Genomic DNA, 23,103 nt, shown 5'->3' on the forward strand with positions numbered 1-23,103 from the left:
TACCCAATGGGATTCAATAAAAATGATATTAGTCATACTAGGAGCTGGGGTAGAATTCTTAATATTATATTAAACTTGTTCAGATATGGCATCAAAATTGTAACAACTTTGGTATTAGTGATGTCATATTTTGTATGAGAAAGATGCTACTATGCATAGTGCTATGTTTGTCTTGTATGATGGGAGGGTTAGCCAAAGAAAACCCACCTAGACATTCGTTTTTCTCTTCAGAGGATATTGTGTTTTCTAAAGCTGAAATTCTTAATGAGTATACCGCCCGTATTCCTTTTAAGTTGGTTGATCGACTTATCGTAGTAGAGGCAGAGTTATTAGGGAAAAAAGGAGATTTTATTATCGATACCGGGTCCGATACGATGATATTGAATGAAGTTCATTTCCCGTTAAAGTATCAGCATCAATCCAGAAAAAGAAATACATCAGGAGTCATAGAGGTAATGGATGACACCTTTGAGCAAGATGTAAAAGAGTTTATCCTTCAAAATTTTAATCTCAAGAATAAAACTTCTGATATTGTTAATCTATCACATATCGAAAAAGCAAAAAAAATGCGACTTCTCGGGGTGATAGGATACAATATCTTAAAAGACTACGAGGTTTTTATCGATATGCACCTTAATCAAATGACCTTAAGTAAGGTGGACGAAAATGGAGATAAATATGACCAAAAGGTGTATGCAGAGAAAATTACAGATAGTGTTGATTTTAAACTGAGACACCATACCATTGTACTTAATGGCCATATAGGTGACAAACCGGTTATTTTTGGATTAGACACTGCTGCAGAGTTCAACCAAATCAATAAAAAGATAGGAAGAAAGGCACTTAAATATTTTTATCCGGGAAAAAGGTTATTGCTTTCCGGTGCCGGGGATCATAAAATTGAAGTGATTGCAGGAAAGTTGTTTCGAGTACGACTAAGCAAAAGTGTGTATTTTGGTCCGATGAATACCGTACTCACCAATTTGAATAAAATGAATGAAGCTTTTGGCACGCAACTCGATGGTGTTTTGGGCTATGAGTTTTTTCAGCAGAAAAGAACAATCATCAATTATCAGAAAGAAAAGCTTTATTTTGTAAAATATCCGATACTTAGAAATTGAAAGAAAGAGTATTACATATCATTTTTTTATTCCTTGCTTTTGCGGGGGAAATGGTGTTGGCACAAACTGAAAGCTTCAAAGGATATAAAATTGAAGGAGATGAGATCGTATTTATTTTTGACAAGAGAGACTATAGCATTGCCATGGCCGATAAACAAAACAGACGATATCATTTTGAATATCTTGAGATAGAAAATGTGGTGGTGGCAGGTTCATTCAACGATTGGTCAAAATACAACTGGAAGATGTCTAAGATCGATGAAAATCGATACGAACTAAGAAAGAACCTGAAGGACTTTGATGACGAGTTTTCGTGGGAGTTCAAGTTTGTCGTCAATAATGCCTTGTGGGCAGAACCATCAAAAGAGTACGCAAATGTAGTTAGAGCTTTCAGAAATGGTCATGCATTACCGGCATATAATCTCAAGATTTATGCTGCATATCCAGATGATAGCGGTAATGTAACTTTTACATTGGGAGGCCATGAAGATGCACGTAAGGTAATATTAAGTGGTAGTTTTAATAAATGGAACGAGGATCTTTTTAAAATGAAGCGTACCGAGGATTGTTGGAGCATTACTTTAAAAATACGACCGGGAGAATATCAATATAAATTTATTATCGATGGAGAGTGGATAGAGGATCCTGTGAATCCTGATAAAAGGAGAAATGAATTTCACGGTTATAATTCTGTAGTTCATGTTAAGGCTCCGGCATCATTTATATTAAATGGGTATGCAGATGCAGAAAAAGTAATTCTGGCGGGCTCATTTAACGATTGGTCAGAGAGTGCGTACGAAATGACCCGTACCCAAAAAGGCTGGGTGTATCGAACCATGCTCTCTGGAGGGAAGCATCATTATAAGTTTATTGTTGATGATACTTGGATTTTGGATCCGGACAATCCGGTTAAAGAATACGATGATCAAGGAAATATAAATTCAGTTTGTATGGTGAAATGATCGAAACTATCCTCCTATCTGGATCATACTTCGATTGTTATGACCATCTGTGTCTTTGAACTTATCCAGCGTATCCATTCCGTTTCTTACCTTTAATTTTGATCGAATCGCACTCTGGATAACCGAAGTGATTGGTTTTCCGTCTCGTAAAGGAGTTAATAGATCAGACTCTTTTGAAGAAAACAAACAATTTTTGATTCTACCGTTGGCAGTAAGTCGAATTCGATTACACCCATCGCAAAAGGGATTGGTAACAGAACTAATAATCGCAAAAGTACCTTGGTATCCTTTAATCTGATAGCTTTTTGCAGTATCGTTGGGGGCGTTCTGTAATTTATGAACCTCGTCTTTTGTAAAATGCGTATGGACATGATCCAATATTTCTTTTAGAGATACTAGTTTGTCCATATTCCAACGATTTCCATCAAAAGGCATAAATTCGATAAAACGAATATGAACGGGAAGATCTTTGGCCAGATTGATAAAATCAATAATCTCATCGTCATTAAATCCCTTCATCAATACACAGTTAATTTTTACCTCAAAACCTTCATCAACTAGCAAAAGGATATTTTGATATACTTTTTCGAAATAAGATCTTCTGGTGATTTGCTGATTTTTTGAGGAATGTAGAGAATCCAGGCTTATGTTTAGCGATTGTATTTCGCATTTTTTGAATAGGTCAATAAACCGGTCTACGATAACTCCATTTGTAGTTAAGGTAAGTTCTACAGGGAGTGAGGAAAGCTGTTCTATAATCTTTGCAGCATCTTTTCGTACCAAAGGTTCTCCACCAGTTAATCGTATTTTGGTTACCCCTCTGTTTACAAACTCTTGAGCAATGGTAAAAATCTCTTCGTAAGTCATGATATTTGCCTTTGGAGAGAGTTGAATCCCTTCTGCAGGCATGCAATAGGTACACCGAAGATTGCATCGTTCGGTAAGCGATATACGCAGGTAATTATGCGTTCTACCAAAGGTATCGGTAAGTATGTTGGATGTTTTTAAATCAGTCATGCCGCACACCTTTTAAGATTCGAAAAACATGAAGTACTTCAGGAAAAATAGCATCCATAGATTCTTTTGCGCCATTGGTAGATCCCGGTAATGCCATAACAAGGGTGCTGCCAATGGTACCCACCACACTTCTGGATAACATGGCATAGGGCATACGATCCTGGCCATATTTTCTAATCGCCTCTTCTATACCAGGAATGGTTCTGTCTAACAACGGTTTTAGTGCTTCAGGAGTCACATCTCTGCTGGATAAACCGGTACCTCCGGTATAAATAATAAGGTCAGCACCTTTCTCTTTATATTGCGAAGCTTTCTTTTGAATACTATCTATTTCATCAGGAATGATGCTATAATCCATAATTTCTACTCCGCAACTTTCAAGTTTATTAATAATAGCTTTACCTGCTTTGTCCTCTTTCTTCCCTTCAGAAATGGTATCAGAGCAAACAACTACAGCTGCCTTTAGATCCTTTCTGAAACGGTCTTTAAAATCGGATTTCCCTCCTTTTTTATTCAGTAATTTGATATGATGGATTTCAACTCCTTTGTCAATGGGTTTCAGCATATCGTACATATTTAATGCAACGATACTTGCTCCATGCATAGCCTCTACTTCTACACCTGTTTTGTAAATGGTTTTGATGGTAACCAAAACGGTTATCTCTAGGTCATTGATCTCATAATCAATACCTGTATATTCTATGGGTAGTGGGTGACAATCGGGCAGTAACTCTGGAGTTTTCTTAACACCGAGCAGTCCTGCCGCTTTGCTCATAGCAAACACATCACCTTTGGGAACCGTGCCATTTTTGATAGCTTCTATGGTTTCTTGGGTACTTACTTTTACTACTGCCTGAGCTGTTGCAATTCGTAATGTTGAGGTTTTATGTGTGATGTCTACCATGATAGGTGTTGTATTGAAATATTTCTTTGATATCGGTTGTAATTACTCAATTTGAGGGTATTATGCTTTTAGGTGTTTTGTTTCCACTGATGGGTTTCGTCTTCAAAAATTTCTTTACCAAAAACGGGAACGTCTGCTTTTATGGCCTCTACCACATATTCCAAAGCTTCAAAAACGACTCTACGCCTTGGCGAAGACACAAAAACAAACAGGCAGATCTCTCCAGCATTTACAGTACCTAGACTGTGATAGATGTGCATGCAGGTAAGATCGAATTTGGCAAACGTACGTTCACGTATCTCTTGGAATTTTAGATTTGCCATTTCCTCATAGGCAGTATATTCAATCCCTGTAATTGTTTTACCATCAATAACATCTGCTCGTACTTGGCCGAGGAATATATTATGAGCTCCGATTGTAGTTTTGGTTTGATGTTTGGCTATGGAGTTGCCAATAAACTCAGAAGAAATAGCTCCCTGAACAAAGACGTTTTTAAGTTTCGTTTTTTCCATAGTATGACTACTCGATTTTTGTAGTTTGAAATTCATTAAGAGCAATGGCCCCTCCTTTTACATGAGCGATGCGTGTATATCCATATTGTGATAAGATTTGCAAGGCTTTTTTACTTCGTATACCGGATTGACAAAAGACAATCAACTCCTTTTCTTTATTTAATTGATGTAATTCATTCTCCAAAGTTCCTAGCGGGATCAGTGTTGGAGAAAGGTGATCTATTTTTGGATGTTCATGAGGTTCGCGAACATCAAGATACTGTACATCTTCTTTTTGATAAGCCTCTTCGGCAGAAATTTCCTGAATATACTCAACTCCACAAAACAGATCATAGTTATTTTCGTCAAAACGTGGAGCAGTAGCTAATACACTTTCGATTTGAGAAGCAACACGTTGAATCGAGAATGTCGAAAATTGGGTCGATAGACTATCATACATCATTAGTTTTCCATTGAGCACGTCACCAATTCCTAAGATCATTTTTAATACTTCGTTCGCTTGAAAACTACCTATAATTCCTGGCAAAACTCCAAGCACCCCAATTTCTGAACAAGAAGGTACGGTGCCTGCACTTGGCGGTTCTGGGAATAGACATCTATAACTTGGTCCATTGTTGTAATTGAACACAGATACCTGGCCCTGATACTTAAAAATAGCACCGTATACCAACGGTTTGCCGGTGATAATACATGCATCGTTAACCAAATATCGTGTAGAAAAGTTATCTGACCCATCTACTACAATATCATAATCAGCAAAAAGTGTCAATGCATTTTTTACCGTAAGTTTTTCGGGATAAACATTGATAACGATATCTGGATTAAGATCACTTAGACGTTTTTTGGCGGCCAGTGCTTTATTTGTACCCACATCGTTCTTTCCATAGAGTACTTGTCGGTGTAGATTAGAAGTTTCTACAACATCAAAATCTATAATGCCAATAGTTCCTATGCCTGCTCCAGATAGGTATTGCAATACAGGGCACCCCAAGCCTCCTGCACCTATAACCAATACCTTGGCAGCGTTGAGTTTTTTTTGACCTTCTTCACCAATTTCTGGCAGTATGATCTGGCGGTGATATCTTGAATTAAAATCCATAGGCAATTTTTAACCTCCAGCAAATGGAGGTAGTAAAGCGATTTCTGCTTCTTTGGTAATTGTATAATTTTCCTGAACCAATTGTTGATCAACAGCTACCTTAAAATCCATATGATTCAACTTTGGATGGGCGATTTTTAATTTTTCCAGCAATTCTGATACCGAACAATGCTCTATCTGCAGTTGCTCTTCGGGCATAGCAGTTGCCTCTGCAATCATGCCAAAATATTTAATCGTTAATTGCATATCTAACATTTTTTAGGTCTTCTGGGGTGTTGATATTACTCACCAGAATATATTCTTTTTCGTCTACAGGAATAGACTTGGTTGATAGCGAAGCCACTAGTTTTCGCAATCGCCTTTCTCCTGTTTCTAACTGTTTTTTACAGATAGCAGCGCATCTTTTCTTATACAGAGCGATCAAAGGCATGGATTTGGCTCGAAGCTGAAACTGAATCACATCAAAATGCTCTTTGTCTGAGTTCTGCAATTTTGAAAGCAAAGCTGTGGTAATCAAAGGAACATCACAGCTGATCACAAAATTGTTACTAGTTATAGAAGACAAAAGACCAGCATACAACCCTCCAACCGGGCCAGCATTTTTAAAGATATCTTCTACTCTTCTGTGTCCAAATTGGTCGTACTCCTCCTGATCACTTACAATAATAATTTCTTTTACAAGTGGTTGTAACGCCTCTGCGATATGTAGTACAAAAGGTTTATCATCTAGTAAAAGCAATCCTTTTTCCTCACCCATTCTAGAGCTTTTGCCTCCAGCTAATATGATTCCTGTATGCTCTTCTTTTTGAGTCATAATGAAATTTGATCAAACTCTTTATCCAGAAAATCCCAACATTTCTGATTGATATTATCAAAAGCTTGTATGGCTTTATTTCCATATTCGGTAAGATGAGCGCCTCCACCTCCTTTCCCTCCGGTTGTTGTAATCACCAAAGGCTCTTTGGCAGTCTTATTCATGCTGTCTAAGAGATTCCAGGCTTTTTTGTAGGACATCGACAAAACATTGGCCGCTTTGCTTAGCGAACCCGTTTGATCGATAGCTTTTAATAGCCGCACTCTTCCTTCTCCAAGATATACTCCATCTTCAGTCTCGATCCAGATTCTGCTTTTTATTTTGTAGTCCATAAACAACCGTTTGGTTTTTAAAGATACAACGATTTTTTCTGACGAAACTTTCTTTATCTAAATTTTAGCAAAAAACGATTTAGAGGGGAGTTTTTTTAATAATTACTTATGATTTAAGGTCTTTTTATGGCAAGTTTATGATCTCGATAGTATCTCCAATGGTTACTTCTGTGGTATCTTCAGGAAGATATACCAAAGCGTTGGCCAAGGCAAAAGATCGTAACATTGAAGAGGCTTGCGCATCTAGAATGGTAATTTGCCCAAGATCATTATGAGCTTTTAGGAAAGCAGCTCGTTCTCCTTTTTTGGTAAAATTAGTATTTGCAATCCCTTTACTGCGTTCAAGATGATTGTTGGTATACCCTGAAAGTTTAAGAATTGCAGGCAATACATAAATGTAGAAGCAGGATAAAGAAGATGCGGGATTTCCGGGTAGGGCAAAGATGGTTTTGTTTTTATGTTTTCCATAAAACAAAGGTTTTCCTGGCTTTTGTTTTACTTTGTAAAATACCTCTTCGACACCTATATTTCGAAGGGCTTTGCCCACAAAATCATAATCGCCAACAGAGATCCCTCCAGAAATCAGAATAACATCATGATCTGCAATGGTCTTATCTAGTAGGGCTTGAGTTGCTTCATAATTATCAGACACCTTGTAGGTGTTCACTGCAGAAAGACCAGACTTTTGCAATGCACTGACCAGCATCAAAGAATTGCTTTCGTAGATCTGCCCGTATGATAAAGGTTGTCCGGGAGCTATAAGTTCATTCCCTGTAGTGATTATAGCAATAGCTGGTTTTTTGTACACCTCAATTTCGGTAACACCAAGCGTAGCTAGATATCCAATACCAGCGGCAGTAATTTTTGTATCTTTTGATAATGCAGTATCTCCTTTCTTAATTTGTTCTCCTACTTCTCGGATATTGGCCATGGGCACAGTTGGTTCCTGAAGCGTTATTTGATGGTTAGAGACTTCTACTTTTTCCTGAATAACTACCGATTTTGCAGCAGATGGGACAGGAGCACCGGTAAAGATGCGTATAGCTTGTCCTTCCTTTATTTCGGGATCCTCGGTATCTCCTGCTTTCACTTCATTAACCAAGGTATAGGTCGTTTCCTGAACAGAGCCTAGTGCATAACCATCCATAGCCGATTGCCGAAATGGTGGCATATCGATAGGAGAAAAAACATCTTTTGCTAACACACAACCTAAAGCTTCGGATACCGAAATTGTTATAGTATTGCTGGTCTTTTGGGTATGTTGTTCTATGAATTGAAGGGCTTGCTGTACAGATATCATAATTTTATTTACTAATGAGGTAAAGGTACAACGAATTGGGGTGAGAGAAAAAGAAAGAGGTTGTCTAAAATGTAAATTTTGTAAACCTCTTTCGTATAAAAATCAGAATTCTCACAAACTAACTTTTACTATAGTTCCAATGTAGAGCATTTGTTAGTACTAGTAGCAATACTATTTTTAAAACAAAAAACGGTCAGGTTAAACACCCTGACCGTTTTTCGTTTGTTGAATGTAATTTTTTAATCAAATAAGTTGTTTGTTTTTGATAGCATTTTTTTTAATAAATCATAGAGACACGATGGTTGTAATTTTGAGTGAAGGATTAATTTGAGAAATGATCGTGATACTCTTGTCGGTTTGTTGAATCACCTTAGTCTCTGGAATATCGATTATTTCATTATCCCTTTTAATTTGCAAAGGGCTTCCTCTCTTGTACAACGTATCCGTTTGACTCATAAACTGAACCGGTTTAGGATCTTCTCTCACAAAGTCCGACCTTAAATATACTGATAATGGCCTAGGATTAAAATCAATTAACCAGCTTATTAATTCCAAATTTGCTGGTGTTGTAGATTTTGTTTCTCCGTTTAAGAAATTTACGATCGGCTTAAATTTGTCACCTTTAACCCTTTCGATTGCATGAAGCTTGTTTTCTCCTTCTTTAAATTTAAAGAAGCGATTGAGAATACCCTCATCATACTTTTCATTTCTTCGAGACAATAGCCATATACATGCCTCTTTAATCTGCTTTCTAGTAGGTTGGAGAAGATAGCTACTCATCTCTCCGCCTTTTTCCCTTTTGTACTTTTCAAGAATTTCATTCTTGTAAGTAACACTCGTTTTTCTCTCCATAATGGTGTTAAATTATTGGAATCTATAGGATTTCTAAGGAATCTTTGGAATCCCTGGAATTGTTTATGCACATAGATTTGGGTTCTTAGTAAATTCACATTAACAATTTGTTCCGATTACATATTGCTAACATAGTAAATGTATGGACTTACTTGTTACGGGAATCCGTAAAGTGATGCCGATGGCACCGGGAAAGTAGCCATAATGTATCGCCTCTGGATTTTCAACTTTCCAAAAATAAAATAGGAGTACTCCCTTATTAATCACCCCTGCCTAGAAATACCGGGTCAACCCTGGCAGGAACCACTATGTATAAACCTAAAAAATGAAAACGTATGAAAACTATATTGTATACCCTAGTAGCCCTTTTTATGATTGGAAGTTTCACCTCTTGTACAACAGATAGTGTTGCCGACGAAGATGTCTCTTTTGAGTTTCATGCAACAGAAGGAGGAGATACAGATGTAACTGAAGAAGATCAAGGTGGAAATTAATAAAACAGCCATTTAAAACTAATAAATTAAATCGGGAGAAGACAAACCGTAAATAAACGAAGTTCCTCCGATTTAATTTATTATTTTTAATGCATGAAACTTTGGCGTGTCTACTTCCCACAATGGTTAAAAATAGGGGGGCTTTTTTTTTGTATATGTCTTTCTGCTTTTAGTCAAGAAAAAAAACAATCTAAATTAACTAAAATACAACTCGATAGTGTTTTGGAATATTATGAGTTGAGTAAGAATAAATCCTTAGAACTAGAGGAGCGATTAAGCAATATTAACTTATTTTTAGAAGGTGCTCCATTTTATGATACAGACTCCTTAATTTATAACGGTTTGATGCAAAAAACAATGTTGTTAGGGAGAATGAAAAGATATGATAGTGCAATTATTTATTCTAGGCAGTTACTTCATCTTGCAAAACAAAATCATGATGTTGATTATATGGGTAAATCGTATATTAAATTAGGGATTTATCATAGGAATAACCATGAACTATCAAAAGGATTTAACTATTTTAATGAAGCATTTAAAGTTTATAAAATGGTTAATGATAGTGTGATGGCTGGAAGAAGTCTCAATTATATGGCTAGCATTCAAAAAAACCTAGGAGATTATTCGGGAAGTAAAACCACTGCTATTGATGGAGTTGCTTATTTGGAAAACACAGAAGATAAAAGAAGTTTAGCTAGTGTTTATCACATGATTTCGGTAGCAAATAGAGAACAAGGGAATTATGATGAAGCATTAAAGTACAATAAACGAGCTTTAGAAATCAATAAGAATAAATTCAGGAGTTTAGCTTATAAAAATACTACAGGTAATATTTTAACCGATCAAAAGAAGTATGAAGAGGCAATAGCTATTTTTGTGGAGCTTCTAAAAGATTCTCTAATTAAAAACAATCGAAAAGAGTATGCTAGAATACTGGGTAACCATGGACATACGCTTTGGCTGAAAAACAAAGAAAATACCGAATCCGAAAAGTTTCTATTAGAGGCTTTACAAATAAGAAATGAGGATCAGGATGTACAAGGATTGATTGCGAGCAATATTTATCTCACAAAATACTATTTAGATAAAGATAATTCTAAAGCTTTACAATATGCAGAAGCTGCATATACCAATGCTAAAAGAAGAAGTAGTTTAACTTCTATAATAGAGGCTTTGGGGTTTATCTTTAAATTAAGAACAGCTTCCAAAGAAGAATCTGAAGAATATGATAGAGTTAGTGTTGAGTTGCGGAAGATCAATCAAAGCAACCGAGAAATATATGCCGTTACGCGGTACGAAAATGACAAGCTCACTACAGAAAATCTGGTTTTAAAAGCAGAGACTGCCAAAAAAGAAAGACAACGTATTATTTACCTGTTTGGCTCTATTCTTATCGTATTAATTGCAGGTTCTGTATTTTATATGGTTCAACAACGACACAAAAGACAAATTATCCGTAATGTCTATGATGCGGAGGCCAGGATTTCCAAAAAGTTGCATGATGAGCTGGCCAATGACGTGTATAACGTGATGATCCAAATACAAAATGAACAAAGTCGCAAAGAAGTATTGGACAAACTAGAAGACATTTATAATAGCACTCGTGATATCTCCAGAGAAAATAGTAGCTTTAATGAAGTAAGAGATTTCCATTTGGAGTTGAGTAATATGTTGAGTAGTTATAGTGCCGACTACACCAAGATCATCATTAAAGACGTAAGTGAAATCAATTGGCAGTCTATTACTCCAGAAAAAAAGATCATTGTGTATCGAATATTGCAAGAGCTGATGATCAATATGAAAAAACACAGTGAGGCAAGCTTGGTAGCGATCACGTTCAAGAAGGAGCAAAAAAATATAAAAATCACCTATGCTGATAATGGTGTTGGAGTAGATAAAGATGAGATAATTTACAGCAGTGGATTGCGAAATGCGGAAAACCGTATAAAAACGATCGGAGGATCATTTATATTTGATTCAGAAATGGAGAGAGGCTTTAAAGCCACAGTACATTTCCCGAATTAATAATAATAGTGAGCTATGTTTAAGAAAGTTTTAGTAAACGAAGATCTCGGAAGTATTAATCATGGAGTAGCTAACATCCTTCATGAAAGAACGAGAATAAAGGAGATACAGCAAGCACAGTATTGTGATGATGCCTATCTTAAATTTAGAAGAGCACTAAAAGATCAAACCCCATTTGACTTATTAGTAACTGACTTGTCTTTTAAAGAAAGTCATAGAGAACGAAAATTAGTTTCAGGAGTAGAACTTATCGAGGCTGTACGTCTTATACAACCCAATATTAAGGTCATTGTCTATTCTATGGAGGATCGACCTGCAAAAGTGAGATCTCTTTTTGATGAACATAATATTAACGGATATGTATGTAAAGGTCGTTATGGGCTGAATGAATTGGTGCAATCGGTGTACGAAGTGTACAACGAGAATCGATTTATTTCGCAACGATTGTCTAATATGATGAGTAAGCACAATGTTTTTGAGCTTAAGGATTATGACCTTTTGTTATTGAAACATTTGTCTGATGGACTTACACAAGAACAGATTGGAGAATATTTTAAAAAGAATCATATCTCTCCAAACAGTATTAGTTCTATCGAAAAACGATTGAACAAGCTAAAATTTAATTTTAAAGCTAGAAATGCCATTCATTTGGTAGCAATGACCAAAGATTTGGGTCTTTTATAGCAACAAAAGATGGAGCTTACGGGTTCCCGTAAGGAATTGTCATTTATTAATTTTAATTTTGAATTTCGCCCTATTTATGTACAATAGTGGCGAAATTTGGATATTGTATAAATAAAAACAACCCCGCAATTGTAAAACTTTGGCGAGCCAACAAAAGCAGGGTCTGAATAACGATTGATTTAAAAAAAATCAACCATTAAAGGATTTTATTAAATAGATATATTCAAAAAAATCTTGATATGCTTTTTTGAATATAGCTATAGTAAATCTTACTATAAATGTTTGTATGTATCGATGGAGTCTTTCTTATTCCTCATGCACAATATAGTAAGAAGCTTTTAAATATTTATCATATAAACTCTTTTTTTGGTTGATTTTTGATCAATCTAACAGCGTGTTTTTCGAAGAAAATCTATAAATAGTTGGTAGAATAAATATAGAAATTTATTTTTAATTAACTGATAGCAAAGTATTTGTGTGTGCTTTAACAAGTGTGCATCAAAATTATTACAAGTCACTATTTACCTACGTTAAATCTTTGTTTTTGGGTCAAAAAAATGATACACTCGCCCCACGCTATTCATTAAGAAGTGAATGATTTTTTTGATCAGCGAACAAAGATTGCAAATGGTCCGTTTCTATACCCAAAAAGCCAGATCTGGTAAAAGATCTGGCTTTTTTATTTCTCTTATTTACATAGTCTGTGGATTAGAAAATATCCAAAAAATTTAGGGTGACTTCATAATTCTGTGTTCTAATAAAAAAGCGTTTAATTTTTTAAAGATCATTAATTATGAAAAAAGTGAGGTGGAATTATTTACTAGTGATTTTTGTAGCTATGGCAATGCTTAGCATACAATCATGTAGCAAAGATGATGATGCAACTGGACCCACGGATACACCGGTCGTAGGAACCGATCCGGGAGATGAAGATGGAGAAGATATCAAGAATATCACACGCTATAAGGTGGATGGAGAAAATATCATAAAAGACCAAGATTTTGAAGTTACGGGACAAGCATTAGCATTTCAAAAAGATACCCAGAAACATCAGGAAATTTGGGAGCTAACAAAAAAGATAATTCCACTGGATTATAGATCCAAAATGAATGAGTTTATGATTTATCTGGGTGGAGAAAGCGGTGTATTGGGATATGTAGTAGAGCGAACACCAGATCTAGCTAAATGGCAAATGGGAATTGCAATCGATTATGCGTATGAAAGAGGTTTTAACGCAGACGGGGAGCTAGCATACACAATTATCCATGAATTTGGCCATATCATTACTTTAGAAAAACAACAAGTAGATTCTGCGGTGTTACCCACAAATTGTAAAACCTACTTTACAGGTGAAGGATGCGCAAAAGATGAATCCCACATCAATAAAATTTACCAAAACCATTGGGCCGATATCTGGAGTGAGTTTCAAGATGTAAATACGGAAACTGATGCACAAAACTTTTATAACAAGTATCGAGAGCGTTTTGTTACTCAGTATGCATCTACAAATCCAGGAGAAGATATAGCCGAAGTATTTGCCACATTTGTTACCCGAGCCGGAGGGGTAAATGGGACGAGTGGAGCCGAAAAGAAAATCCAATTGCTATATGATAGTACAGAAATGGTGAAGTTAAGAGATTATATCAGAGGTAATATTGCCAAGAGTGGTAGAAGTTTCTTACCAGCACCAGGAGCATGGAGAAGAGCTAACACTTTTGGGAATAAGCATAAATCTCATTGTAGTCATGGACATAAAGTAAGCAAATAGGAAATTAAGAAACTCTAAAACAAGAAAAGTATGAAATATTTGATGATGCTTTTGGTCCTGCTGAACTTTTCATGTCAGTCTTCAAAATCAGTAACTGAAGATCCAGAAGTTTTGGTGTATTATTCCAAAGGAAGGTGTTTAGGTAAATGCCCGGTATATGATCTTTGGGTATATCAGGATGGAAGCTTTTTGTATTCTGGCATAGATTATGTTTCAGTAAAAGGAAAAATAAAAAGCAGATTGAAAAAAAAGGAGTTCAATGCTTTAAAAAATATGATTGATCAAGGTTCTTTTGAAAAAGTGGTTTTGAATAAAGGAAAAGATAGATCCGTTACCACGCTAATAGTTAATGGAGAAGAGTACAAATATTACCCATCTGCATTATCAGGAGATATCAAAGAGCTGAACGCAAGGATGAAGCAAATAGTGAATCAAATTGTTGCTAATTCTTCACCTTGAAAAGAGATAAAGGAATAGTTAGCTGGATATACGATAAAAAGGGTAGGCAAATTATTTTATTTTATATTCCAGAAGGAGAACCTGATGAGCTAGCTCATCAGGTTTTTTCGTTCCAACCGAGCAGCATGTAATAATTTTTTAAGCTTCTTTTTTTTTACTTTACATCTGGTTTCAGCCACATCTTTCTCTGTCCTGTATACTAATGATTCGCAATAATCAATACGATTAGCATCAGGAAGCTTTGAGATCACTTTTCTGTACAATTTGTCTACTTGAGACAAGGTCCTGGGTACTTTTTTTCTAAAAAAGAACATTTTACGTTTAGTTTGGGGTTATTTAATCAGGTTTTAAGGTATCGTGACCTATATCAAAATCTATTCCCAATCCCGTAGGTAAATCATAAAGTTTGTTAAGGTTATTCTACTTGCCACAAGCTCTCATTAGCGAAACATCTCTGTTTTGAGTTATCGATTACCTTTCAAAAAGATGTAACATGATCAAAATACCAACTTGTTACTGTTGGATATTTGATAATCAGCTGATTATGGTTAGGCGGTTTTTACGAAAATATTTCGTGGAATTAATTCTTAAAACACTTCAATTATCAAATATTTATTTTTTCAAGATTTACTTTAGGATACTTATAAATTTTTAACACAAACTAAGTGGTATTGATAATCAAGATGTTCCCGAAAGGTAAAATTTGATTGTTGATCCAAAATCGAAGTAGTATTCTAACTTAAATCATCTAATTATGAAAAGAATAGCAAGTATTGCCGTATGTTTTACCCTTATGTTTTTTAGTTGTTCAGATGCCTTGGACACTGATAATTTACCAGAAGATACAGAAGCACAAGAAAAATTCATAGATGCCAATGGTTATATTAGTGATAACCGTACCGATGGTTATAACCAGGGGTATTTTTGGACCATTTACAAAGAAGGAGGATGGGGAAGACTTACCTTTCCTTATGCCAATCAATATGCAGGAAATTTTCAGATCGAATATAAAGACAATAAGGATATTGTTGGTGGAAAAGGTTGGAGAACAGGAAGTGGCAGAACGATCAACTATAACGTAGGATCTTTACAAGGCTCCTATGATTTTGTAGGTGTTTATGGTTGGACAAGAACACCTCTGATAGAATACTATATCGTAGAACGGGGAAATATTGCCGGGCAAGATCAAAACAAAAATTTTAATGCCAATGGCCGGAATTACAAGTTCAAGAAAAACACTAGATATAATGCACCTTCTATTTTGGGAACCAAAACATTTAATCAATACATCAGTCAACACGGAAACGTCGGTACTGGTAGCAATAAGAAAATAAGTATGCAAACCCATATCAATCACTGGAATCAGCATGGAGGACACCAACAGCAATGGGGTAACCTTAGAGATTTTGATTATCAGGTATTCGGGATAGAGTCTTTTAGCCAGGGTTGGGGAAAGATTAACGCCACCGTTTGGTAAAAACTAGTATAAAAAAGTATCAAAAAGGCCGTTGCTATTGCAAACGGCCTTAAGTTGTTGTTTAGGATAATTATGAAAAAACTAGTTGTTTTTTTAGGTGTGCTCTTTTTTTATTCTTGTACATATATAAAAGATGATAAGCCTGTTTCTAATGATTTGGTTCTGGTAAAAGGAGGTTTTTTTGTCAATAAAAACTCAAATCTCTATAAGCGAAACGTCCGTGTCAATGATTTTTACATCAGTAAAACCGAAATCACTCAAAAAGAATGGATAAATGTAATGGGTACTAATCCTTCTAAATTTAAAGGAGATGATCTTCCTGTAGAAATGGTGAGTTGGTATGATTGCATCGCTTACTGCATCCAAAGAAGTAAACAGGAAGGATTGGAACCGTATTACAAAATCTTCAAAGACACTATTGATGAGTTCAACAAGTCTAAGTATGATACTGTGAAATGGGCGGTTAGTATATATCCACTTTCTAATGGGTATCGATTACCAAAAGAGATAGAATGGGAGTATGCCGCAGGAGGAGGACAACTCAGTAAGAGTTATACGTATAGCGGAGGTAATGATATGAATATTATAGCCTGGTATTGGAGGAATTGTGGAGATCAATTTTTAACTGAAAATTGGAACTATCAAATTCTAGAGAACAATCATGGAAGAACAAGGCCAGTGGCTAGTAAAATACCAAATGAACTTGGTCTTTTTGATATGACGGGAAATGTTCGTGAATGGTGCGAAGATTGGTTTGAAAACCAAGAGATACCCTCAGGACATTTTCGGAGTCATAGAGGAGGAGGTTGGATAGGTATCGAAATGTTTATGAAAAATAATGATAGAGATTATTTTGAAGCGAATGGGGTGGGACCAGATCAGGGATTTCGTGTTTGTCGAAATGTTAGAGAATAGTAGATTAAATATTCATTAAAAAAACAAGAATTTAATTACTCCTCTATGTTGAGATCATTCAACTCGAATCTTCAAAATATTTGAATTTTTACAAGTATAATTGGACGCAAACTCTTCATAAAAAACATCTTGTCTATTGCTTTGTAATCAGCAAATTACATGCGCAAAATTGCCTTCAGAATTCAAAAAAAACGCTCTAAAATTACAGGTCTCACAAGGTTCAAATACTACAAGAAAATGCCAAAAATGATCGGTCAATTAAATTCAAAAATGCGCTGTTAACGCAGTAATAATACGGGTAAACCGCAAAATATAATCTGTTAATCACATAATTTAGTTTTAATGATAAAAAGAGTGAGATTCTTTTTTATATTTGGGAAAAGGGCTTATGTTAAAGAAAGATACTTTACAATCTTCAAAAGATGATTTTTGATAGGGATTAGGGATAATATTTAACATCAAAATGTAACTCACAGAATCTAATAGGATTATAGTTGGTTTCTATTTTGAACCTTAGGAAAATATTTAAAAAATTTGCTTAGAAAATACATTGATCATAAACTAAATTTCTTGTTTGTTGAAAGCTTAGTTGTTGTAGATTATGAAATCCGAAATTTAAAAGGTCGATTTTATTCTGATAAGAATTTTAATGAACTTCATGGGCTAGTTACGTAATGGCAATCATTAAAAATAAAAGTACTGGAGAAATTGTATACCTTAATACCCAACATACATTTGGGAGAAATCGCAACGTTGCTAATACGTATATTGCAGAAAAGGATATATCTCAATCACATGCGCTAGTATCATGGCGCGGTAGTAATTGGTATCTTCAAGATCATAGTAGAAATGGTACTATTGTAAATGGAGAGTATATAAACAATACAGCGGTAAAGCTTTCCAAAGGACATAAAATACAGTTTGGAGAGCACGAATCAACACAATGGGACATCTTAAATGTGGATCCTCCATCCAGTTATCTTAGATCTGTTAAAGACCCAAACAAAGTAATAGAACTTACCTCGGGTCATGCATTTCCAAATGAAGAAAAACCAGAGATTTTGATCTATCCTGAAGATGCTATCTGGAAACTCGAAAAAAAAGGAACTATAATAGATTTGATTCAGAATAGCAGCTACATCATTGATGATGAAGAATACATCTTTATCGAAAATCAAGTCTTAGAAGATACTATGGATAATGGGTATGTGGTAAACAATGCCTACTTCCAATTTATCTTGAGTTCTGATGAAGAACATATTAATATCAAGATTATTACTCAAAATCTTGAACTGGATTTAGGAGAACGCGTTCATAATTATATTCTCTTGGCACTTGCCAGAAAACGATTAGAAGATGTACAAATGGGAGCTGTTATAGGAGATCAGGGCTGGATGTCAATCGAAGATTTACTGGAAGACATGAGCAAGGAGTTTGGTAAAGAATTAGATCCTTACTACTTGAATCTAAAAATTTATCGCATCAGAAAATTATTACTGGAAACAAAACCATATGGTTACCTCTTCTCTAATATTATTGAAAGACGATATGGTGAAATACGTTTTGCTCATCAGTTTTTTCAAATCTTAAAAGAAGATCAGTGTATTGGTGAAGTTTTAGCAACAGCAAATTAAATGGAATTATAAACTTAATAAATACGGAAAGACAATAATTTAAAACTAAATCATGGAAAATCCCTCGACTAAGCATACCCCCAATGTCGATATTGAACTTGAAAACTACAGCATAATTGAAAAGATTGGTGAAGGAGGTTACGGAATTGTATATAAGGCCAAACAAATTAGTACGGGCCAGACCGTAGCCATCAAAATACTGAAGTTTAAAGAAATACCGGATCAAAAATCTATAAAGCAACAAATTGCTCGTTTTGATCGCGAGACAAAGCTTTGTGCAGAAATTAATCACCCCAATATTGTAAAGTTATTGGATAAGGGTTTTACTGCCAATCAGGAGCCTTTTGCTGTCTTCGAATATATCTCTGGGCAGACTTTAAAAGATTTAATCACTTTACATAACGGCTTGTCTGCTGATGAAACGGGTGTCCTTATGGGACAAGTCCTGGATGCTCTGGTAGCAGCACATGCCAAAGGGATTATTCATCGCGACCTTAAACCTCATAATATCATGGTGACCCAAACCGGAACCAGGTCACACATTAAGATATTAGATTTTGGAATAGGAATATTTACCCATGATTTCAGAACTGACGATTATAAAGATATTACACTTACTCATGAGGTGATTGGTACCCCTGCCTATAGTTCCCCCGAACAGCTAAGAGGAGAACCACCCACGGTAAAATCAGATTTATATGCATGGGGGTTAATTGTACTGGAATGCCTCACAGGCCAACCTGCGATTCAAGGATCAAATGTAGCAGAGGTATTTCAAAAACAATTAAACCCGGCAGATGTACCTTTACCTCCTTCAATTTTCGGACATTCTTTGGGTAAAGTACTCAATCGTGTTTTAGAAAAAAATCATACGAGACGTATTGCTAGTGCTGCATTGGCTTACGAAGAGTTTTCTAAAATCAATTTTAATACTCTGGTAGGGCAAGTACAACCTCAAAAGGAAACTGCATTACAATCAGATGACGCTACCGAAGTAAATCAATTAGTATGGCGAAGTGCACATAGCGAAAAAAGACAGATTACAGTACTGTGTGCAAAACTCATTCTATCTGTATCCGATCATGCAGTGATGGATATGGAAACATTAGAAACGATTCAGAAAGATCAGTTGCATTTATGCAAGGATGTAGGGGTTCGTTTTGGAGCACATATTTCGGGGATTATGGCAGATACGATTGTCATGTGTTTTGGCTATCCTCAAGGAAGCGATAATGATGCTAGAAGGGCAGGACGAACAGCGCTAGAACTGATAGGTCAACTACAAAAAAGAAGTACTTTGTTGTTTGCAAATCATGGAGTTGCGTTAGAAATCAGAATAGCCATGAATTCTGGAACAGTACTAATTAAACACAATACAGCTCCTGAAGGATTGGTAACCAACACTGCTTTTAATCTTTTATATACAACCCCACCAGGACAGATTCTGGCAACCGCAACAACCAGAAAATTACTAGATGCACATTTAGAATTTGAAGAATTTACTACCAAAGAATTCTCTGGAATTGTAAATACGACAGATGTGTATTTGTTAACAGGAGAGCGCCAGACCGAGGCTCTTTCTAATTTGAGTCCACGTAGCGCCGATCAAAAGATGATTGGTCGTGAGAAAGAACAGAAACAGATCTTTGCCACTTGGGAATCTATACAACCTGATAACGGAAAAGCGATAGTAATCAAAGGACAAGCTGGAATAGGAAAGTCCAAGTTGATTTACGAAACCAAAAAACAACTGATCAATAGTGGGTTTGTAGTACGTGAGTGTCGATGCCTTCCAGAGCATCAGAACAATGCGTTGCATCCTGTTTTTGAAATGTTGAAAAGAGATATTGGGATACATGATCCAGAATTGGTGATCCCACATCTAGAGGAAGCCTTAAAAGAAGCAAACTGCGATACTGAAAAAGCGATCCCCATCATATGTTCTTGGTTTTCTATTCCATTAGGAGACTCTTATCAAGTTTCTGAAGCCTCCCCTGCTGAACAAAAGGAGATCTTATATGATGCTTTAGAAAAACTAGTATTTCATATAGATACACATAAAAAGTTTACGGTCATCGTCGAAGATTTGCATTGGATTGATCCAACAAGTTTAGATTTTTTGAGTACGATAATTTCGAAATTGGATCAGAAAAACTTCTTTTTGTTAGGAACCGCCCGTCCAGAGTTTGAGTACGATTGGAATTCTGAAAACATTTCCGAGATATCACTGCAAACACTGGATCAGATAGCTACAGAATCTCTGATTAAAGATATATTATCACAACAACCAATAGCGTCTGCTGCTCTAGATTATATCGTAGAGAAAGCAGACGGGATACCATTATTTATAGAGGATTTGACCCGCATGTTGTTGGAAGAAAAGTATTTGGTTCAAGAAGAGGGAACATATACGTTGGCACAAAGTTTTGATGCTACTTCGGTTCCTGTAACACTGAAAGGGTTGTTAAATGCTCGATTGGATCATATCGGTTTTGCTAAAGAAACGGCTCAATTAGCTGCTGCCATAGGACGGGAGTTTACTTATGATTTATTGGTAAAATCATCACTACACGATGAGGGTATGGTACAAACTAACTTGAATGCGCTGATGGATGCCAATCTGATTTATCATCATCGTAAAGTGCAAAATGAAAAGTATGTATTTCGTCACGCTTTAATTCGGGATGCAGCTTATGATAGTATGGTGTCCTTACTCAAACAGGAGGTCCATGGTAGAATTGCAGAGACCATCGAGAGTGATTTTGATGATATGGTGAGAGATAATCCTTTTGAACTTGCAGAGCATTATGCACATGCCAGGTCTTACGAAAAAGCCATACACCACGGGCTGAACAAAACAAAATTCTCTATACGAAGATCCTTAAACCAAGAAGCCTATAACGAATCCTTAAAATGTCTGGAATGGATTGAGCAATGTGATGAGGGAATAACCTCATGGAAAAATGAGTTGGAAACCAATCGAATTATTATTCCAGCCCTTATGGTTTTAGAAGGATATGGTAGTGAGCAGATTGAAGTGTTTTCGAAAAGAGCAATGCAATTAGAAGAGCTGCTCAAAGACGATGTTGATTTTATGGAAACCTTCCAATCCAGTGGTGCGGATCATACCAGTAACTGGGGATTAGCGCAGTATCATCATATGCGTTCTAATCGAAAGGAAGCGATGTATCTGTGTAAGGCAATGATAAGAAAAGCCAGGAAAACAGAAACAAGACAAAATTTATTGGATAGTCTACCTCTTATGGGAATGTTTGTGACTACCGATGGTTTTCTGCCTGAAGCATCTGCACATTTTGAAGAAGCGTTGTCCTTATATAATAAAGATTTGGATGTAGAAATCGCTTTTCGTAATGGGATTGATCCCAAAGTTCATGCGCATGTCAATTACGCATTTAGTTTAGCGCTACAGGGAGATATTGAAGCGGCCAAACGTCATGTCAAAGAAGGTCGTGATTGGGCGATACAAATAGAACATGTACCTTCTATTGCGATCACAAATGTGTACTTTATACAAATCGCTTGGCTAACCAGAGATGAAAAGTGGATTGAGGAACTTAACGATATCAGTACTACATTTTTTGAAGAGTATCCCGAAATGGGATTTTTGGCAGAGTACTCCAATGTATATAATTACTGGAGGATAGGTAAAACGGAAAATCAAGAAGGTTTTTCTGAGATGAGGATTGTTTCAAAACAGACCTATCTACATTCTTATCTGGAGGGAGTTTTGATTGACACTTTGAGTAATCTGAAATTGTATGATCAAGCGATAGAAAGAGCTAAAAACGGTATAAAATGGTGTGAGGATAGTGATGAAAAAGCGTTTTTATCCTCATTATATCATATGCTCGCAAACGCGCAATGTGCTAAACAAGGAAAAATATCAGATACCGAAGTTGAACTCTTTGAAACTGCAATAGAAATTGCCAAAAAACAAGGCGCCGGAATCCTTGAACTACATGCATGTAATGCATATAAAAGTTGGGTTAAAGATCAACACAAAGAAGAAATTATATCCAAACGGATAGAATCATTGAACTAAGTATTCACATCTAAATAATTAAAAATGGAAAACTCTAAAACTGATCAATTACAAAGTATTATCAATAAGGCAGAACCTGCAGTGTCAAAAAAAATTGCATGGGGAGATGACCAGGAAAAGATCTTTGAAATTTGTAGAAAATACTACGAACTATGTCTAGCCTGTGCCAAGGATAGTGACCTGTATGATGCATTCACAAATCCTAAAAAGACGATCGCTTTTTTAACCGATGGGAAATTACACGACCAGAGTAAATATGTGTTTTATTTTGATGATGAAGAAAAAATACCTTTTGAAGGTGTAGGTATGACGCTTCCAAAGCAAGGATTAGAAATCGTTTTGGATCATCACACTGCCTGGCCTACATTATTGGTTACGCCAAAAGAAAAATTTGCGGATGACGATCATCAAAAAATTATCACAGTAAAGGAATCTCCAATGGTGGTAGAAAAAGTAGTTTTAAGCGATAGAGGTGAAAGCCAAACTATTGCAAAAGTGAATAAGGATAAACCTACCGCATCTATGAATTTGGGAATTAAAGATTTGGATAATTACAATCAAACATTAGTGATGCCAAATTATATACCTAATACGGATATGCTTTTAACAATTAAAGCTAATGAAAAAGCAGATGCAGAAATCATCATGACTTGCTGTTAAATAGTAATCAT

The 23,103-nt window shown here is 35.8% G+C and carries 22 protein-coding genes; 12 read left to right on the forward strand and 10 right to left on the reverse strand.

Annotation, left to right across the window (positions count from 1 at the left end):
• The first annotated feature begins 134 nt into the window (after positions 1-134).
• Complete coding sequence (locus ACXAGJ_RS10200; protein WP_474839476.1) at positions 135-1,121, forward strand: hypothetical protein; 987 nt, start codon at positions 135-137, stop codon at positions 1,119-1,121.
• Positions 1,118-2,083: a hypothetical protein gene (locus ACXAGJ_RS10205; RefSeq protein WP_474839478.1), complete on the forward strand. Its 966-nt coding sequence runs from the start codon at positions 1,118-1,120 to the stop codon at positions 2,081-2,083. Before ACXAGJ_RS10200 ends, ACXAGJ_RS10205 begins: the two co-directional genes overlap by 4 nt.
• 6 nt (positions 2,084-2,089) lie before the next feature.
• On the opposite strand, the gene moaA is transcribed toward ACXAGJ_RS10205, so the two are convergent.
• From moaA to ACXAGJ_RS10250, 9 genes are all read right to left on the reverse strand, one after another.
• Positions 2,090-3,100: a GTP 3',8-cyclase MoaA gene (moaA, locus tag ACXAGJ_RS10210; RefSeq protein WP_474839480.1), complete on the reverse strand. Its 1,011-nt coding sequence runs from the start codon at positions 3,098-3,100 to the stop codon at positions 2,090-2,092.
• Positions 3,093-4,004 (reverse strand): bifunctional molybdenum cofactor biosynthesis protein MoaC/MoaB, encoded by a 912-nt coding sequence (gene moaCB, locus ACXAGJ_RS10215; protein WP_474839482.1) that lies wholly within the window; start codon positions 4,002-4,004, stop codon positions 3,093-3,095. Before moaCB ends, moaA begins: the two co-directional genes overlap by 8 nt.
• Positions 4,005-4,072: 68 nt before the next feature.
• A complete protein-coding gene (locus ACXAGJ_RS10220; RefSeq protein WP_474839484.1) occupies positions 4,073-4,516 on the reverse strand; it encodes a molybdenum cofactor biosynthesis protein MoaE in 444 nt (147 codons plus the stop codon).
• 7 nt (positions 4,517-4,523) lie between these two features.
• Positions 4,524-5,615 carry a molybdopterin-synthase adenylyltransferase MoeB gene (gene moeB / locus ACXAGJ_RS10225; RefSeq protein ID WP_474839486.1) on the reverse strand — a complete coding sequence of 364 codons (1,092 nt, stop codon included), beginning with the start codon at positions 5,613-5,615 and terminating at the stop codon, positions 4,524-4,526.
• A gap of 9 nt (positions 5,616-5,624) precedes the next feature.
• On the reverse strand, positions 5,625-5,861 hold the full coding sequence (locus ACXAGJ_RS10230; RefSeq protein WP_474839488.1) for a MoaD/ThiS family protein: 237 nt from the start codon (positions 5,859-5,861) through the stop codon (positions 5,625-5,627).
• The gene (gene mobA, locus ACXAGJ_RS10235; RefSeq protein ID WP_474839490.1) at positions 5,845-6,429 is read right to left on the reverse strand and encodes a molybdenum cofactor guanylyltransferase; all 585 of its coding nucleotides are present in this window, start codon (positions 6,427-6,429) and stop codon (positions 5,845-5,847) included. The genes ACXAGJ_RS10230 and mobA overlap by 17 nt, the downstream gene beginning before the upstream one ends.
• Positions 6,426-6,761, reverse strand: coding sequence for a winged helix-turn-helix domain-containing protein (locus ACXAGJ_RS10240; protein WP_474839492.1), 336 nt, complete (start codon positions 6,759-6,761; stop codon positions 6,426-6,428). The genes mobA and ACXAGJ_RS10240 overlap by 4 nt, the downstream gene beginning before the upstream one ends.
• Before the next feature lie 124 nt (positions 6,762-6,885).
• Entirely contained in the window at positions 6,886-8,061 is a 1,176-nt protein-coding gene (locus ACXAGJ_RS10245; protein ID WP_474839494.1) for a molybdopterin molybdotransferase MoeA, read from the reverse strand.
• Positions 8,062-8,346: 285 nt separating this feature from the next.
• A complete protein-coding gene (locus ACXAGJ_RS10250) occupies positions 8,347-8,913 on the reverse strand; it encodes a hypothetical protein (protein ID WP_474839496.1) in 567 nt (188 codons plus the stop codon).
• A 335-nt stretch (positions 8,914-9,248) separates the two neighbouring features.
• On the opposite strand from ACXAGJ_RS10250, the gene ACXAGJ_RS10255 reads away from it, so the two are divergent.
• The 5 genes from ACXAGJ_RS10255 to ACXAGJ_RS10275 all read left to right on the forward strand — a co-directional run bounded on the left by ACXAGJ_RS10255 (position 9,249) and on the right by ACXAGJ_RS10275 (position 14,343).
• Positions 9,249-9,407 carry a hypothetical protein gene (locus ACXAGJ_RS10255; RefSeq protein ID WP_474839498.1) on the forward strand — a complete coding sequence of 53 codons (159 nt, stop codon included), beginning with the start codon at positions 9,249-9,251 and terminating at the stop codon, positions 9,405-9,407.
• A 93-nt stretch (positions 9,408-9,500) separates the two neighbouring features.
• Entirely contained in the window at positions 9,501-11,432 is a 1,932-nt protein-coding gene (locus ACXAGJ_RS10260) for a tetratricopeptide repeat-containing sensor histidine kinase (protein ID WP_474839500.1), read from the forward strand.
• A 15-nt stretch (positions 11,433-11,447) separates the two neighbouring features.
• Positions 11,448-12,116 carry a response regulator gene (locus tag ACXAGJ_RS10265; protein ID WP_073318122.1) on the forward strand — a complete coding sequence of 223 codons (669 nt, stop codon included), beginning with the start codon at positions 11,448-11,450 and terminating at the stop codon, positions 12,114-12,116.
• Positions 12,117-12,909: 793 nt separating this feature from the next.
• The gene (locus ACXAGJ_RS10270; RefSeq protein ID WP_474839502.1) at positions 12,910-13,884 is read left to right on the forward strand and encodes a zinc-binding metallopeptidase; all 975 of its coding nucleotides are present in this window, start codon (positions 12,910-12,912) and stop codon (positions 13,882-13,884) included.
• 30 nt (positions 13,885-13,914) lie between these two features.
• Complete coding sequence (locus ACXAGJ_RS10275; protein ID WP_474839504.1) at positions 13,915-14,343, forward strand: DUF6438 domain-containing protein; 429 nt, start codon at positions 13,915-13,917, stop codon at positions 14,341-14,343.
• 89 nt (positions 14,344-14,432) lie between these two features.
• Here ACXAGJ_RS10275 and ACXAGJ_RS10280 read toward each other — a convergent pair whose 3' ends face one another.
• Positions 14,433-14,657 (reverse strand): hypothetical protein, encoded by a 225-nt coding sequence (locus tag ACXAGJ_RS10280; RefSeq protein WP_474839506.1) that lies wholly within the window; start codon positions 14,655-14,657, stop codon positions 14,433-14,435.
• Between the two features lie 440 nt (positions 14,658-15,097).
• Between ACXAGJ_RS10280 and ACXAGJ_RS10285 the strand changes: the two genes are divergently transcribed.
• The 5 genes from ACXAGJ_RS10285 to ACXAGJ_RS10305 all read left to right on the forward strand — a co-directional run bounded on the left by ACXAGJ_RS10285 (position 15,098) and on the right by ACXAGJ_RS10305 (position 23,092).
• Positions 15,098-15,820: a glycoside hydrolase family 11 protein gene (locus tag ACXAGJ_RS10285; protein ID WP_474839508.1), complete on the forward strand. Its 723-nt coding sequence runs from the start codon at positions 15,098-15,100 to the stop codon at positions 15,818-15,820.
• Between the two features lie 72 nt (positions 15,821-15,892).
• Complete coding sequence (locus ACXAGJ_RS10290) at positions 15,893-16,735, forward strand: formylglycine-generating enzyme family protein (protein ID WP_474839510.1); 843 nt, start codon at positions 15,893-15,895, stop codon at positions 16,733-16,735.
• 674 nt (positions 16,736-17,409) lie between these two features.
• On the forward strand, positions 17,410-18,369 hold the full coding sequence (locus tag ACXAGJ_RS10295) for an FHA domain-containing protein (protein WP_474839512.1): 960 nt from the start codon (positions 17,410-17,412) through the stop codon (positions 18,367-18,369).
• A gap of 52 nt (positions 18,370-18,421) precedes the next feature.
• The gene (locus ACXAGJ_RS10300; protein WP_474839514.1) at positions 18,422-22,432 is read left to right on the forward strand and encodes a TOMM system kinase/cyclase fusion protein; all 4,011 of its coding nucleotides are present in this window, start codon (positions 18,422-18,424) and stop codon (positions 22,430-22,432) included.
• A gap of 24 nt (positions 22,433-22,456) precedes the next feature.
• On the forward strand, positions 22,457-23,092 hold the full coding sequence (locus ACXAGJ_RS10305) for a hypothetical protein (RefSeq protein WP_474839516.1): 636 nt from the start codon (positions 22,457-22,459) through the stop codon (positions 23,090-23,092).
• Positions 23,093-23,103 lie beyond the last annotated feature (11 nt).

The sequence above is a fragment of the Aquimarina sp. AWH4_224 genome, from assembly GCF_056160245.1.

What these genes read in the sequence shown, in the direction of transcription:
- ACXAGJ_RS10200 (WP_474839476.1), top strand. Translation starts at nt 135, where the DNA reads ATGAGAAAGATGCTACTATGCATAGTGCTATGTTTGTCTTGTATGATG.
- moaA (WP_474839480.1), bottom strand. Translation starts at nt 3,100, where the DNA reads ATGACTGATTTAAAAACATCCAACATACTTACCGATACCTTTGGTAGA.
- moaCB (WP_474839482.1), bottom strand. Translation starts at nt 4,004, where the DNA reads ATGGTAGACATCACACATAAAACCTCAACATTACGAATTGCAACAGCT.
- ACXAGJ_RS10220 (WP_474839484.1), bottom strand. Translation starts at nt 4,516, where the DNA reads ATGGAAAAAACGAAACTTAAAAACGTCTTTGTTCAGGGAGCTATTTCT.
- moeB (WP_474839486.1), bottom strand. Translation starts at nt 5,615, where the DNA reads ATGGATTTTAATTCAAGATATCACCGCCAGATCATACTGCCAGAAATT.
- ACXAGJ_RS10230 (WP_474839488.1), bottom strand. Translation starts at nt 5,861, where the DNA reads ATGCAATTAACGATTAAATATTTTGGCATGATTGCAGAGGCAACTGCT.
- mobA (WP_474839490.1), bottom strand. Translation starts at nt 6,429, where the DNA reads ATGACTCAAAAAGAAGAGCATACAGGAATCATATTAGCTGGAGGCAAA.
- ACXAGJ_RS10240 (WP_474839492.1), bottom strand. Translation starts at nt 6,761, where the DNA reads ATGGACTACAAAATAAAAAGCAGAATCTGGATCGAGACTGAAGATGGA.
- ACXAGJ_RS10245 (WP_474839494.1), bottom strand. Translation starts at nt 8,061, where the DNA reads ATGATATCTGTACAGCAAGCCCTTCAATTCATAGAACAACATACCCAA.
- ACXAGJ_RS10250 (WP_474839496.1), bottom strand. Translation starts at nt 8,913, where the DNA reads ATGGAGAGAAAAACGAGTGTTACTTACAAGAATGAAATTCTTGAAAAG.
- ACXAGJ_RS10255 (WP_474839498.1), top strand. Translation starts at nt 9,249, where the DNA reads ATGAAAACTATATTGTATACCCTAGTAGCCCTTTTTATGATTGGAAGT.
- ACXAGJ_RS10260 (WP_474839500.1), top strand. Translation starts at nt 9,501, where the DNA reads ATGAAACTTTGGCGTGTCTACTTCCCACAATGGTTAAAAATAGGGGGG.
- ACXAGJ_RS10265 (WP_073318122.1), top strand. Translation starts at nt 11,448, where the DNA reads ATGTTTAAGAAAGTTTTAGTAAACGAAGATCTCGGAAGTATTAATCAT.
- ACXAGJ_RS10270 (WP_474839502.1), top strand. Translation starts at nt 12,910, where the DNA reads ATGAAAAAAGTGAGGTGGAATTATTTACTAGTGATTTTTGTAGCTATG.
- ACXAGJ_RS10275 (WP_474839504.1), top strand. Translation starts at nt 13,915, where the DNA reads ATGAAATATTTGATGATGCTTTTGGTCCTGCTGAACTTTTCATGTCAG.
- ACXAGJ_RS10280 (WP_474839506.1), bottom strand. Translation starts at nt 14,657, where the DNA reads ATGTTCTTTTTTAGAAAAAAAGTACCCAGGACCTTGTCTCAAGTAGAC.
- ACXAGJ_RS10285 (WP_474839508.1), top strand. Translation starts at nt 15,098, where the DNA reads ATGAAAAGAATAGCAAGTATTGCCGTATGTTTTACCCTTATGTTTTTT.
- ACXAGJ_RS10290 (WP_474839510.1), top strand. Translation starts at nt 15,893, where the DNA reads ATGAAAAAACTAGTTGTTTTTTTAGGTGTGCTCTTTTTTTATTCTTGT.
- ACXAGJ_RS10295 (WP_474839512.1), top strand. Translation starts at nt 17,410, where the DNA reads ATGGCAATCATTAAAAATAAAAGTACTGGAGAAATTGTATACCTTAAT.
- ACXAGJ_RS10300 (WP_474839514.1), top strand. Translation starts at nt 18,422, where the DNA reads ATGGAAAATCCCTCGACTAAGCATACCCCCAATGTCGATATTGAACTT.
- ACXAGJ_RS10305 (WP_474839516.1), top strand. Translation starts at nt 22,457, where the DNA reads ATGGAAAACTCTAAAACTGATCAATTACAAAGTATTATCAATAAGGCA.